Origin of the sequence: Lysinibacillus sp. Bpr_S20, from assembly GCF_023337835.1 — a bacterium.
Taxonomy (GTDB): Bacteria; Bacillota; Bacilli; order Bacillales_A; family Planococcaceae; genus Lysinibacillus.
The window spans coordinates 1-12,064 of record NZ_JALNLQ010000018.1; the positions used below are offsets into that span (position 1 = coordinate 1).

The window sequence follows — 12,064 nt, forward strand, 5'->3', positions numbered from 1 at the left end:
CGAACACGGAAGTTAAGCTCTTTAGCGCCGATGGTAGTTGGGGGCTTCCCCCTGTGAGAGTAGGACGTCGCTAGGCACTTAAATAAGTCGAGGATTTATTCCTCGGCTTTTTTTTGCGATTTTTTAGTCAGTTAATCAAAACATATTGGTTCCTGCTAATCTCCAAATGTGTTGGGAAACGAAGGGATCTTAAGGCTGATACTAAGAAGTTTTTAATTTGTGTTTGAAATGACTGATACGTATGATAGCTTACGTCTAATTTATCTTCTAAATCTGTTTATAAAAGTACAGTTAACAAACATAAGGCAAGATTGACAACAAGCAATACCGATGTTGTTTGGAAGTTCTTTCTGTAAAAACTTTATTGCATATTCAATAGAGCCTTATAATAAAAAAAGAAAGTATATTGAACAATGAGTGATCAAAATGCTTTCTTTTCCTGTAATATAGTAAACAGTTTATACAACGTTGAGGGTTTAATGAGACAAATTTCTTATTCTCCAAGTCGCATTTCATAAACAATCTTTTAATAATCTCCCTTACTTATACCTATTTAATATTTCTTCTGGGATATGACAATAATCATCTGGACATCTAGCTAACCTATCTTGATGTTCTTCTGCACTTCTCATATAGTTTGTAAGAGGTAATACTTCAACAACTATAAGGCTGTAATCATTTCTCTCACTAAGAAACGCCTTCGCCTCTTTTAAGTGTTCAGGCTTTTCACTATATACTCCTGTTCTGTATTTCTCGCCAACATCCTGTCCTTGTTTATTTAAACTATATGGGTCAATGATTTCAAAAAAGTATCCCATTAATTCTTTTATTGTTACAACTGTCGGATCAAATCCTGTTTTTACACATTCGGCGTACCCATCATAAATACCCTCAAGTGTATGACTTGTTCCATTAGCTCTTCCTGCTTCCGTAAGCTTAACTCCAGGTAAAGTTTTTATAAATGCTTGTACTCCCCATAAACATCCACCTGCAAAATATACTACTTCCATATGGACTCTCCTCTTTGTTTAAAAGTTCATTGATTTATTCCCTTTGATGTATCATTGCTTTTAAAAGCTAAAGAAAACTAGTGTATTAAAAATAAAATATAAAAAAGTGAAGTTACTATCATGCGAATGTAACTCCACTTTTTTATTGATGAGATTATTTCCAATTAAAACCCTTTTTCGCTAAGAAATCTTTGATATGGGGACGGCGTTGTTCAATTAAAAAATCTGCCATTTGCTTTGTCCAGTTATCAATTTTTCGATTGGATGAGCGATTATTATAGTATGCTTCCATTGTGTCGTTATAAGCTGGTAAAAGTTCCTCATATTTTTCTGTATTGTATTCATTTTCATGTAATACCGCGGCAACAGGTAAACGAGGTTTTACTTCATTACGACGTGCGGGAACCCCAATTGTTAAGCCGAATAGAGGGAAAACGTATTCAGGTAGATTAAATAGTTCGCTTATTTCTTCAGGCTTATTACGCACTCCTCCGATGTAACAAATTCCATATCCCATAGATTCTGCAGCAACCACAAAGTTTTGCGCGAATAATGATACATCAGCTACTCCAACAAGTACATTTTCTGCGGAATCAGCGACAATGTCTACACCTTCTAATTTGCCTGCTGATTGAAGACGTTTGAAATCTACACAGAAGACAAATGCGCCGCCAGAAGTTTCATATTGACGGGGATTACCAGAGAGCATCCCTAATTTTTCTTTTTTCTCCTCATCAGTTACCCAAATAACACTATAAGCTTGTACAAAATGTGATGTAGCCGCCATTTGAGCAGTAGCAATTAATTCTTCAATAATTTCCTTTGAAATCGGATTTCCATCATAAATACGAACTGAAGAGTGGTTACGTAATAATTCTTTTACCATCAAAAAAATCCCCTTTTCCCTTTAATATATCAAAAGCATATCACGCTTTTTCGTCAAAATCGAATTTTTCCGATGTTGAAATTATTTTTAAATAATTTGCGAATGCATAGAATTTCTCGTAAAATAAAATATTTTGTTAGTTATAGATTAAAAATTCTAAATAGTTTAAAATTATGGTGGCGGTTCATTTGGTTGGATTTCTAATAAATGGATGACTATACCAAAATGAGTAAACCGGATAGTTGGACAAAATAAAGTGGGACGGAGGAATAAGGGATGGAAGAGAAGGTGGCGAAAAAGCTTCGTAATGAACAGCTACGAAGCAAGGTTGTAACAGCAGAAGAAGCAGCGTCTTGGATTAAGGATGGTATGGTACTTGGGATGAGCGGATTTACCCGTGCAGGTGATGTTAAAGTGGTACCTCTTGCGCTTGTGGAGAAAGCTAAAAAAGAGAGCTTCCAGGTAGATGTGTATACAGGTGCATCACTTGGCCCAGAAGTTGACCAATACTTAGCGGAAGCTGGCGTTATTCGCAAACGTGGACCGTTCCAAGCGGATGCTGGTATTCGTAATAAAATCAACAGTGGTGAGATTACATTCGTTGATGCGCATCTATCACATAATGCGGAGCTAGTACGCCAAGGTATTATTGGTCCTATTGATTTTGCGATTATTGAAGCGTCTGCTATTACAGAAGACGGCTTACTAATTCCTACAACTTCAGTTGGTAACTCTCCTATTTTTGTGCAAGAGGCAGATCAAATAATCATTGAGTTGAACGTAGCTCAGCTTGATGCGTTAGAGGGTATCCACGATATTTTAATACCTGGACCACAGGGGAAGCGTGATCCAATTCCATTACAAAATGTATCCGATCGCCTTGGCACAATTGGTATATCACTAGATTTAAATAAAGTAAAAGGTATTGTGATTTCGGATATTTTAGATGCGCCATCGACAATCGTCCCTGCGGATGAAGAAACAGATATTATGGCTAATCATTTATTAAATTTCCTTCGTGAAGAAATTAAGGTAGGTCGTTTAACGACTAGCTTAAGACCGATTCAATCGGGTGTAGGCTCAGTAGCAAATGCCGTTTTATTAGGTTTTAAAGATTCAGAGTTTGAGAATTTAGAAGTTTATTCAGAAGTGTTGCAAGATGCAGTATTCGAATTAATTGATGCAGGGAAGGTAAACTTTGCATCTGCTACTTCGATCACTCTTTCCGAGGAAGTTGGAAAACGAGTTTATGGTAATTTTGAGAAATATGCAGATAAACTTGTATTACGTCCGCAAGAAATTTCTAACCAGCCAGAAATTATTCGCCGACTCGGATTAATTTCTGTTAATACAGCATTAGAAGTGGATATTTACGGGAACGTAAATTCTACGCATGTTTCAGGAACAAAAATGATGAATGGAATTGGCGGCTCTGGAGATTTTGCACGTAATGCGCGATTAGGTATTTTCGTCACAAAATCTTATGCGAAAGGCGGAAATATTTCTAGTATCGTTCCAATGGTGTCGCATGTTGACCATACAGAGCATGATGTAGACGTTATCGTAACAGAGCAGGGGGTAGCAGACTTACGTGGGCTTGCTCCAAAAGAACGGGTTGGGTGCATTATTGATAACTGCGCACACCCGGAATATCGTGAGCAATTATGGAAATATTTTAACGATGCCAATGAAGCAACAGGTGGACATCATACACCACACATTTTAGAAACAGCGCTCTCATGGCATGTGAATTACGCAAAGAATGGTACGATGAAAAACCCTGCTTTATCCAAATAATTAAGTGATAAAAAGCCTTGAAGGACTGTTGACTTGTTCCTTCAAGGCTTTTAATTGTTAATAACGTAATCCAAAATGCTCGGGTATCTCTGGAATTAGGGGAGAGACCTACGAAGTGATTAGGTAAGCCTCTGAAGTGATCAGGTGCCCCAGAGAAGTGATCAGGTATTCAAAGAAAACCCTGGATTTTTATAATAATCCGATCCATTTCCAATACGTTGCGGAAAATAGCAGAACTAGAATGTATCCAATAATCGTTAAGGGGATACCAGATTTTAAGAAATCCTTTGTTGTAAAGGCTCCTGTACCGTAGGCAAGCATATTTTGCGGTGCACTAATAGGTAAAAGGAAGCCAAAGCTAATAACGAATTGTTGTACGATCACGAAACCAACCTGATCGACATTAGTCGTTAGTGTTGAGGCTAGAACGATAAATACCGGTACAAGTGCTGATGCTAAACTTGTTGCACTTGCAAAACCTAAGTGAATAAGAATATTAAATAAAGTAACAAGCGCGATTGTTGCAAGAATCGGCATAGAATCTAAACCAAGTGAACCGAATACTTTATCAGATAACCAGGATGCACCTTTTGTATTAAGCAAGACCGTTCCTAACATTATACCTACTGCAAAGACGATAATTGTTCCCCAAGGAATATGAGGTTCAACTTGCTTCCACGAATAGACTCCGATTTTGGGCATTAATAGAATAGCGATTGCAACGATTGTGACGGTTGTCGTATCGAATGGGTGAAGTTTACCCTCTGCAGCCCAGAAAAATAGTAAAACTACAGATGTAATGATTAATCGAATTTCGGGAGCTTTTAAGGGACCAAGCTCCGCAAGTTGTTTTTTGATTACTTCTTTACCACCTTCAATATTACTTGTTTCAGGTTTGATTAGTGTAATCATAATGAAAAATAGAGCCACTGACATGATGATCGAGAAGGGGGCAGCATAAAGTAACCAAGCACCCCAAGAAATATCAACACCAAATTGTTCTTTGATGAAATTTAAAGCGACCATATTTTGAGCTGCTGCCGTCTTAATACCGATATTCCAAATGGAAACAGCTTGTACAGAGGTAATGACGAGTAAAGCAGCAAGTCGACTATCACGTGGTAGACCAAATGCCGCAACCATTCCGAGTAGTATTGGTACAACTGCGCCTGCACGTGCAGTAGCAGAAGGGACGAAGAATGCGAGTGCAATAGATACCAAAATAGCACCGAATACGATGGCTTTCGTTTTTGTCCCTACTAGTGAAAGAATCCATAGCGCAAGACGTTTATGTAAATTGGTAATTTGCATGGCTGCCGCTAGGAAAAGTGCTGCTGCTACTAGTGCAACTGCTGAATTACTAAATCCGCTCAATGCTAATTTTAATGCATCTGATGTTCCTAGCTCTCTCGTTGGATCTTCCATTGATGGAGCTAATCCTAGTAAGATGGTCACGAGAGCAATAATCATGGCAGAGCTAACGGGATAGGATACTGCTTCTGTAACCCAAAGGATGACCGCGAAAGCTAAAATAGCTAAAGCTCGTTGTCCAGCTATAGGTAAATCGCCACTGTTGGGTAAAAATGTAATTATAATTAGTGAAGCAAAGGCTAATCCAATCCAAAGAGGCTTTAAATTACGTTTCGGTTTTGCTTGTTCAGAAGTAGACATACATTTTCATCCTTTCTATAAGCATGGATATTATTTCCTATAACATCGGCTAGTAAAATGCTTTATTAAGAAAGGAATTTGTCTATTTATTGTAAAGAAAACTAGTGTGTGAAATACGCTCTATTTATAGCGATAATGGACAGTTACGAGAAAATATGTGGTCACGAAAAATACAAAAAAATCCAAAAGTTATTATTTTTTCTTTTTGAATGCAGAAGTCACTTTAGGCTCAGTTCCCTGTGTCAATCGTTTAATATTTTCGATATGCAAAATGATGGCAATACCAACAAGAAATAAGGCTATACTCGTCGGGCCTATTCCAGGAATCCATAAATATGTGGCAATGCAAAATACGAGATAAAATACAAGTACACCGACAATTAAATAGTTCGTCAGGAAAGATAAAATAACAAATAAAATGAGTGCAAATAAACCAATTTTCCAATCAATCGCAAGTAATATACCAATGATGGAAGCGGTACCCTTGCCGCCGTTGAAGCCCATATAAAATGGGAAATTATGTCCAAGAATGACACCAGCAGCTACGATGTAGGTAAAGAGCCAAGCGTGTATTTCTGTTAATTGTGTTATATCTGTTAGGTAGGCTTGTGTACCGAGAATAGCGGCAACGCCTTTACCGATATCGATCAGTGCAACTAATATGCCGTATTTCCATCCAAGGGAAAGTGTTGCATTAGATGCACCTGCATTGCCATAACCTGACTTTTTTAAGTCTACCCCGGATAAAAACTGAGCAACTTTAGAGCCGTGAACACAGCCAATTAAATAACCAACAAGAAGAAAAATGATAATGGCTTTTATCATAAAAGGTCCTCCTTTCTAAATAATAGGCTCATCAAAAAAAGTAGGGATGATATTTTTAAAACATCGTCATTGTAATAAAGTGAAGTGAAGTGCAGGAGCCCCCTGGAACCTTTGCTCTAGCGAAAGCGAAGTGCCCAATCGGAACGGAAATCAACCCTACGTTTTGATGAGAAGAGTAAACACTAAAATAGTGTATGCGTTGGTATTACGTAAAAAAGCATACAGAAGTTTCGGAAAAAATAAAATTTTAGTGTTGACAGAGAAAAAGTCTATGTTTATACTGTGTAACAACGATGGAAATTGAATCTCATACTCTTATCAAGAGCGGCGGAGGGATAGGCCCTATGATGCCCGGCAACCAGTAAGTGACGAACTTGCTAAGGTGCTAATTCCTACAGATTCTTACTTGGATCTGGCAGATAAGGGGAGGAAAACTTGCAACCGCAACCCTCTTCTTAGCTGAAGAGGGTTTTTGTTTTCTACTGAAAAATCCTCCTCATCTCCGGTACCATCGTAAAAAAATAACCATTTGGAGGTATACAATGACAAATTTTAAACCAGAAACATTGCTGTTACACGGTGGCCAAGAGCCAGACCCGGTAACAGGATCTCGTACAGTACCCGTATATCGCTCAACGGCATTTGTTTTTAAAGACACTGCTCATGCGCAACGTCTATTTGCCTTAGAGGAAGCTGGCAATATTTACACGCGAATTACAAACCCAACTGTAGATGTTTTTGAAAAACGCGTCGCTTTATTAGAAGGCGGTACAGCAGCAGTAGCACTTTCATCTGGTGCAGCGGCTATTGCGTTTTCCATTTTAAATCTAGCTGGCGCAGGTGATGAAATTGTCGCGGGTAGCTCTTTATACGGAGGTACTTATAATTTATTCGCCAACACACTACCAAACTACGGTATTAAAACAATTTTCGTAGACGAAACAAATCCAGAAAATTTCCGCGCAGCTATTACGGATAAAACAAAAGCGGTATTCGCTGAAATTTACGGTAATCCAAGTTTAAAGGTATTAGATATTGAAGCGGTAGCTAATATAGCACATGAAAACGGCTTGCCATTAATTATTGATAGCACATTTGCTTCACCGTACGGCTCTACACCGATTGATTTCGGTGCAGATATTGTTGTTCATTCCGCAACAAAATGGATTGGTGGCCATGGTACAACTTTAGGTGGCGTTGTAGTAGATGCAGGAAAGTTTGATTGGACACGTGGACGTTTCCCAGGCTTTACGGAGCCAGATGCTTCTTATCACGGTTTGCGTTATGGTATTGATACAGCAGAGGCTGCATTTGCCACAAAACTGCGAGTGCAATTACTACGCGACTTTGGACCAACATTAAGTGCAGATGCAGCATTTAATTTATTGCAGGGTTTAGAAACGCTTCATTTGCGTATTCCTAAACACAATGAAAATGCATTAGCGGTAGCCGAATATTTACGAAACCACCCATCTGTGGAATATGTAAATTACAATGGCTTAGAAGATTTCCCTACCCATGATTTAGCCAAAAAATATTTGAGAAACGGCTTTGGTTCAGTGCTTACATTTGGTATTAAAGGTGGACGTGAGGCGGGGCGTAAATTAATTGATAGTGTGAAATTATTCTCGCACGTAGCAAATGTAGGGGATGCCAAATCATTAATTATTCACCCTGCGTCTACTACACATCAGCAACTTTCCGCTGAAGAACTAATCCAAACTGGTGTAACCGAGTCGCTCATTCGCTTATCCATCGGTCTTGAGGCAGTAGAGGACATTATTGCAGATTTAGAACAAGCTATTGAACAGGTAACAGCTTCACAACAACAAGTAGAAGCTTAATAAAAAACATTGGCTAATGTTGTAGCGTTTACGTATTTTCTCATTCGATAGGCCTCATCCGGTAATGCGTAAAACGTTGCTGCATCATCCGCTCGCCTCATTTGGTGAACGTAAGGATGTTCTTTAACATTAATACCTAGTAATTTTATAAGTATTATTGACTTATTTAATTCCTTGCTTTATACTAGGAAATAAGAAAAGTGTTCGAATGGCTACCAACCTGAACCAATCCGAGGTATTTGTAGCACCGACTTGTTGATCGGTACAGCAAATCAAACTAACTTAGTTTCATAAGTGCTCCCCCACTTTTGAATATATATCAAGAGGAGTAGTTGCTCAGCCAGTAGCTACTCTTATCTACAAAACTGATGATAAAGGAGTGTTTTAAATGGGAAATGTGTATAGTGCGCAAAACATTGCATCTTATCTTATTTATGAGTTAAATGAAGGTCATGTGTTTGTGAACAACATGTCCATTCAAAACATACTTGCGTCAGTTGAGAGTAAATGGCAAGAGAGATTTGGACATTCTGCTTTTGAGGAGATTGTTTATGTCAATGAGGAAGTCTATACAGTAAAAGAAGTTTTCGAAGCTTATGAAAGCTATGGAGCAAGTCATATTCCTCTACCTGCGACAGAGTATTACTTAAAATACGGCACATTTCAATTAGTTGAACGTACGTATGCAATACCTAACTTTACGCAGGAGGAGATAATACTGGTGCAACAAGCTTTAACACATTATCGTTATAAATTGCTAGCCAAAGCTAGTTAATTATCCCTCATATATTTTAGCTCATTCTCTGCTGCTACAGGGAATGAGCTTTTTAAATAGATGAGAAGATAGACTGGCATAATTGAAAAAATTTTTTTTCATATATTTCAAAAGAACAGTTTTTATGAACGTATTTTACATACATATAATAGAAGAAAGGTATTTATTTTGGGATCATCGTCAAAAGTTGTGGATGACATTTATTAAAATTTATATCAAATATAAGTTGATTGTAGTGAAGGTAAGAAAGCGCCAGCCGCGACGGAAATCAACCCTACGCTATGGTGATGATCCTTATTTGTTTATAAAGAATCGTCAATATTTGTTCAATTATTATAGATCAAGTGAAAAATCATATAATAAAAGGGATGAAAACGATTTCCTTTGCACGTCTGAAGAAAACAAATGTCCACACTAGGGAGATTTCCCTTGTGCAATGTATGTATTTACGTTACAATTTTCTTTAAGTTGAATTTCGAATTATTTGAATTTGTGTGTTTCACGATTTTGTATCTTCTTTCAGAATATTTTTGTAGTGAAAGTGAAACGCCATGACTAAATATCTGTTTGTAGACGAAGTATTAGAAACACTGCAAACTGACCTGCTTTGTAAAGTCGGCGCACAATTCAAAATCTGTACGAATTAAGCTGAGACGAAATAATTATAATGAAACTGCGGAATGTAAGTTGGAGGGAATAACACAAATGGCAACTATAAAGGCAGCTATATTAGGATTTGGAACGGTAGGTCAAGGAATTTACCATATTTTAAATGAAAAGCGTGAAGAGCTTAAAAATAAATTAGGAATTGAGCTAGAAGTAGCAAAAATTTTAGTTACAGACACTAGCCGTGAACGTGTACCAGGGACAGCGCATTTAATGACAACTAGTATGGATGAAGTCTTAGCAGAACCAGGTATGCAGGTGGTTTTTGAGGCGATCGTCAATGAGGAGCCAGCATTTACTTACTTAAAGCGTGCTGTTGAACATAAATGTCATGTCATCACAGCTAATAAAGTAATGTTTGCAAAGCGAGGTTTAGAGCTACAGGATCTTGCAAAAGAAAACGGTGTTTTTGTAGGATTTGAGGCAACAACTGCTGGTGGTGTACCAGTTATTAAAACGATGAAAAATATTTTGCTTGTCAATGATGTTAGTCGAATTCAGGGTGTTTTAAATGGGACATCTAACTATATTTTAACGAAAATGCGTTCACAGGGCTGGTCGTTCGAAACGGCCTTAAAAGAAGCGCAAAATTTAGGCTATGCAGAGGCAGATCCATATAATGATATTTCAGGACAGGATGCCTTTAAAAAATTAATGATTTTAAGTGCGTTGGCATTTGGCGAACAACCAGATTGGGCTGACGTTGAAGTAGTTGGCATTGATAGTATTTCAGCAGAGCAAGTAAAAGAAGCCTGTGAAAAAGGCTTACGTTATCGCCATGTTGCTGAGGTTGAGAAGTTAGCAGATGGTAAAGTAGTCGCAAAGGTTGGTCCGCAATTAGTGGATAAAGAACATCCGCTTTATCCAGTTGATGACGTCAATAATGCTGTGGCATTGGATACAAATTATATTGGTACATTAACGTTAGTTGGACCTGGCGCAGGTATGTATCCAACTGCTAGTGTAATGGTTGAGGATTACGCAGAAATTATCGGTAAGCGAGCAGGGTTTGTCGTAACAATATAATAAAGAATGCCTATCACTCAACAATGTTCTACTTGTTTGAATGATAGGCATTTTTTAATCCTCATCTTTAACATCAATATCCTCTGGAATAGGTGTATTTCGCCAAATTTCAATTTCCTCTTTAATACGGTCTAACTGTTCAAAATAAGTGCTAAACTGTCCGCTATTAATCAGTATTTGATCCCCGTCGTATACTGAGCGAATACGGCCCTCGTAAACTAGTCGAAGTACTTGATCCTCTGGCATACCAAGCTCGATGGCTGTTTCTTCAATTGTTTTATACATAATTTCGCTCCTTTTGTTGTTTTTATTATAACCTCCCTTTAATAGAAAGCCTACTATGGGTTAATAAATGAAAGAAAAAGGAAAATGGTAATTGTTTGCTTTTGGATAAATCTGTATTATTAATATTAGTGGTTGTGAGGGACTATTATTACTACTAAGAGCAGTAATAATAGTCCGTTGTCTTTTTTTTCTAATTCATTCGTCTAACCGATACAACTATTTGAACAATTGATAGCATTCCTTGTTTAGAAGGGATACTATGTTATTGACATTAGAAGGATGCTTTGAGGACAAGCGATACTAGCTAATTTATATATGCTCTAAGTTGATCTACGTTTTGTTGAGGAGACTCATTAAAACCTTAAGAAATTCTTCATTTTTATAATAACTGGTTTTTAAGATTTAAAAGGTACACTATTTATTGAGAGCGAGGTGTATATCATGACGAAACTAACAGTTCTTGTAACAGACGATGATCAAGATATTCGTGATGGTATTGAAATTTATTTAAAGAATGAAGGCTACAATGTCATTAAAGCTGCTGACGGCGTAGAGGCACTCGAAAAATTAGAAAACAATGAAGTACATTTAATAATTTTAGATATTATGATGCCAAATATGGATGGAATAACAGCGACGTTTAAAATTAGGGAAGAGCGTAATATTCCAATTATTATGCTTAGTGCAAAGGCGGAGGATGGCGACAAAATTCATGGTCTGTCTGTAGGTGCAGATGATTATGTTACAAAGCCCTTTCATCCGTTAGAACTGTTGGCCCGAGTAAAATCTCAGCTGCGACGCTATGTACAACTTGGGACGTACAATGAGGAAGCAGCAAAGGTGGAAATCGACGGGCTTGTATTAGATGAAGATGCAAAGGAAGTTCATTTAGAAGGGGAGCCTATTCGATTAACACCAATCGAATATAAAATTACAGAACTATTAATGAAAAATGCAGGGCGTGTATTTTCGATAAGAGAGATTTATGAGCGTGTGTGGAATGAGGAAGCTTACAATGCAGAAAACATTGTGGCTGTACACATTCGAAAAATACGTGAAAAAATCGAAGCAGATCCGAAAAATCCACGTTATTTAAAGGTGGTGTGGGGCGTTGGCTATAAAATGGAAAAATAAAATAGAGCAGTATGCTACAATTGCAGGGTTTGTAGCAGGAGTTATTGGACTAATTTACTTTGGTGTGTACGCCTATCAGATCGTAACTGCCCGCTCTTCGGGGATGCTACAATTGCTTGAGAGAATTTTTTAGAGAGGAGTTAAA

The 12,064-nt window shown here is 37.6% G+C and carries 11 protein-coding genes, 1 rRNA gene and 1 riboswitch; of the genes, 7 read left to right on the top strand and 5 right to left on the bottom strand.

Annotation, left to right across the window (positions count from 1 at the left end):
• Positions 1 to 76: ribosomal RNA gene (gene rrf, locus MWJ95_RS24770) — 5S ribosomal RNA — on the top strand; the annotation flags it as partial.
• Positions 77 to 539: 463 nt separating this feature from the next.
• Here the strand turns inward: rrf and MWJ95_RS23540 are convergent.
• Both MWJ95_RS23540 and chrR read right to left on the bottom strand, forming a co-directional pair.
• A complete protein-coding gene (locus tag MWJ95_RS23540) occupies positions 540 to 1,010 on the bottom strand; it encodes a peptide-methionine (S)-S-oxide reductase (RefSeq protein WP_249107327.1) in 471 nt (156 codons plus the stop codon).
• A 154-nt stretch (positions 1,011 to 1,164) separates the two neighbouring features.
• Positions 1,165 to 1,896: a class II chromate reductase ChrR gene (chrR, locus tag MWJ95_RS23545; RefSeq protein WP_131199607.1), complete on the bottom strand. Its 732-nt coding sequence runs from the start codon at positions 1,894 to 1,896 to the stop codon at positions 1,165 to 1,167.
• Between the two features lie 276 nt (positions 1,897 to 2,172).
• Here chrR and MWJ95_RS23550 point away from each other — a divergent pair, with 276 nt between their 5' ends.
• Complete coding sequence (locus MWJ95_RS23550; RefSeq protein ID WP_249107328.1) at positions 2,173 to 3,693, top strand: succinate CoA transferase; 1,521 nt, start codon at positions 2,173 to 2,175, stop codon at positions 3,691 to 3,693.
• Between the two features lie 189 nt (positions 3,694 to 3,882).
• Here the strand turns inward: MWJ95_RS23550 and MWJ95_RS23555 are convergent, their stop codons facing one another.
• Positions 3,883 to 5,364 carry a DASS family sodium-coupled anion symporter gene (locus MWJ95_RS23555; protein WP_249076192.1) on the bottom strand — a complete coding sequence of 494 codons (1,482 nt, stop codon included), beginning with the start codon at positions 5,362 to 5,364 and terminating at the stop codon, positions 3,883 to 3,885.
• A 192-nt stretch (positions 5,365 to 5,556) separates the two neighbouring features.
• Entirely contained in the window at positions 5,557 to 6,189 is a 633-nt protein-coding gene (locus MWJ95_RS23560) for a glycerol-3-phosphate acyltransferase (protein ID WP_249107329.1), read from the bottom strand.
• Between the two features lie 312 nt (positions 6,190 to 6,501).
• Positions 6,502 to 6,615: riboswitch (SAM riboswitch) on the top strand.
• 116 nt (positions 6,616 to 6,731) lie between these two features.
• Between MWJ95_RS23560 and MWJ95_RS23565 the strand changes: the two genes are divergently transcribed.
• From MWJ95_RS23565 to MWJ95_RS23575, 3 genes are all read left to right on the top strand, one after another.
• Positions 6,732 to 8,033 carry an O-acetylhomoserine aminocarboxypropyltransferase/cysteine synthase family protein gene (locus tag MWJ95_RS23565; protein WP_249076190.1) on the top strand — a complete coding sequence of 434 codons (1,302 nt, stop codon included), beginning with the start codon at positions 6,732 to 6,734 and terminating at the stop codon, positions 8,031 to 8,033.
• 388 nt (positions 8,034 to 8,421) lie between these two features.
• The gene (locus MWJ95_RS23570) at positions 8,422 to 8,808 is read left to right on the top strand and encodes a hypothetical protein (RefSeq protein WP_249076189.1); all 387 of its coding nucleotides are present in this window, start codon (positions 8,422 to 8,424) and stop codon (positions 8,806 to 8,808) included.
• A gap of 705 nt (positions 8,809 to 9,513) precedes the next feature.
• Positions 9,514 to 10,500: a homoserine dehydrogenase gene (locus MWJ95_RS23575; protein WP_249076188.1), complete on the top strand. Its 987-nt coding sequence runs from the start codon at positions 9,514 to 9,516 to the stop codon at positions 10,498 to 10,500.
• A gap of 54 nt (positions 10,501 to 10,554) precedes the next feature.
• Here the strand turns inward: MWJ95_RS23575 and MWJ95_RS23580 are convergent, their stop codons facing one another.
• A complete protein-coding gene (locus MWJ95_RS23580; RefSeq protein ID WP_049667308.1) occupies positions 10,555 to 10,785 on the bottom strand; it encodes a MerR family transcriptional regulator in 231 nt (76 codons plus the stop codon).
• 441 nt (positions 10,786 to 11,226) lie between these two features.
• Here MWJ95_RS23580 and MWJ95_RS23585 point away from each other — a divergent pair, with 441 nt between their 5' ends.
• A complete protein-coding gene (locus tag MWJ95_RS23585) occupies positions 11,227 to 11,919 on the top strand; it encodes a response regulator transcription factor (RefSeq protein ID WP_249076187.1) in 693 nt (230 codons plus the stop codon).
• A complete protein-coding gene (locus MWJ95_RS23590) occupies positions 11,897 to 12,052 on the top strand; it encodes a hypothetical protein (protein WP_249076186.1) in 156 nt (51 codons plus the stop codon). Before MWJ95_RS23585 ends, MWJ95_RS23590 begins: the two co-directional genes overlap by 23 nt.
• Positions 12,053 to 12,064: the final 12 nt, after the last annotated feature.